General features: G+C 76.5%; 1 protein-coding gene. It reads left to right on the top strand.

Features of this window, described 5'->3' with window-relative positions:
- Nucleotides 1-449 precede the first annotated feature (449 nt).
- The coding region (locus tag ACFWR9_RS31535) for an ATP-dependent DNA ligase (RefSeq protein ID WP_383847928.1) at nt 450-1,690 on the top strand (1,241 nt) is incomplete at its 3' end.

The raw sequence follows: 1,690 nt of genomic DNA, 5'->3' as shown, positions 1-1,690 counted from the left end.
GGAGACGACCATCCCCGCCGCCGGGCCACACCCAGGCAGACACAGCTGGGAACGGGCCCGCCGGCGCCGAGGCCGACCCGCTGTACCCGACGCCAAAAAGCCACGCCCAGGCCGGCACGGCTGCCCCCGACGCCAGGCCGCCCGCAGCCGGAGACGACCATCCCCGCCGCCGGGCCACACCCAGGCAGACACAGCTGGGAACGGGCCCGCCGGCGCCGAGGCCGACCCGCTGTACCCGACGCCAAAGGCCATGCCCAGGCCGGCACGGCTGCCCCCGGCGCCAGGCCGCCCGCAGGCCGGGCGCGCCGTGCCGCGGGCAGCAGCCCCCCACGGACCCTGCGGTTTCAGGCGGCCGGGATCGCCCGGACCCGCGCCCCCGCAGCCCCCGCCCACCCGGCCGACCCCACCCGCAGGGTGTGCCCCCGCGCTCTCCGGTGCACCATGACTGCATGCTGCTTGCCCGGTTGGCCCAGGTGTCCCGGGAGGTCGCCGAGACGTCGGCGCGGTCCCGCAAGACCGTCCTGCTCGCGGAGTTGTTCCGGGAGGCGGAGGCGGCGGACGTGCCGGTCGTCATCCCCTACCTGGCGGGACGCCTCCCGCAGGGCAGGATCGGCGTCGGCTGGAAGGTGCTGAGCCGAGAGGTGGCGCCAACCGCCGTGCCGTCGCTCACCGTGCGCGACGTGGACGCCCGGCTCACTCACCTCGCCTCGGTGACCGGCACCGGTTCGCAGGCCGAGCGGACGCGGCTGGTCGGCGAGCTGATGGGCGCGGCCACCGAGGACGAGCAGCGCTTCCTGATCGGGCTGCTCACCGGTGAGGTCCGGCAGGGCGCCCTGGACGCGGCCGCGGTCGAGGGTCTGGCCGCGGCGACGGACGCGCCCCCGGCGGACGTACGCCGGGCGGTGATGCTCGCGGGCTCCCTCCAGACGGTGGCCGAGGCCCTGCTCGCGGACGGACCCGGCGCCCTGGACCGGTTCCGGCTCACCGTCGGCCGGCCCGTGCTGCCGATGCTGGCGCACAGCGCCTCCTCGGTCGCGGAGGCGGTCGGCAAGCTGGGCGCCTGCGCGGTCGAAGAGAAACTGGACGGCATCCGCGTCCAGGTACACCGGGACGGCGACACCGTCCGCCTCTACACCCGCACCCTGGACGACATCACCGACCGGCTCCCCGAGGTCACCCGGGCGGCCCTCGCGCTGCCCGGTGAGCGGTTCATCCTGGACGGCGAGGTGATCTCCCTGGACGGGAGCGGACGTCCCCGGTCCTTCCAGGAGACCGCCGGACGGGTCGGCTCCCGCACGGACGTGGCGACGGCCGCGCGGGCGGTCCCCGTCTCCGTGGTGTTCTTCGACGTGCTGTCCGTCGACGGCCACGACCTGCTCGACCTGCCGCTGACCGAACGGCACGCGGCGCTGGCCCGGCTGGTCCCCGGGCCGACGCGGGTGCGGCGCACGCTCGTGGGCGGGCCCGAGGAGACGCCGGCCGCCGAGGAGTTCCTCGCCGAGACGCTGCGGCGCGGCCACGAGGGCGTCGTCGTCAAGGGGCTCGACGCCGGCTACAGCGCGGGCCGCCGCGGCGCGTCCTGGCTGAAGGTCAAGCCCGTCCACACCCTCGACCTGGTCGTGCTGGCCGCCGAGTGGGGCCACGGCCGCCGCACCGGCAGGCTCTCCAACCTCCACCTGGGCGCCCGCAC

Source organism: Streptomyces sp. NPDC058534 (assembly GCF_042717365.1).
In the GTDB taxonomy this organism is placed as follows: domain Bacteria; phylum Actinomycetota; class Actinomycetes; order Streptomycetales; family Streptomycetaceae; genus Streptomyces.
The sequence above is the reverse complement of the archived record's forward strand: the minus strand, read 5'-3'. Positions and strand labels throughout refer to the sequence as shown.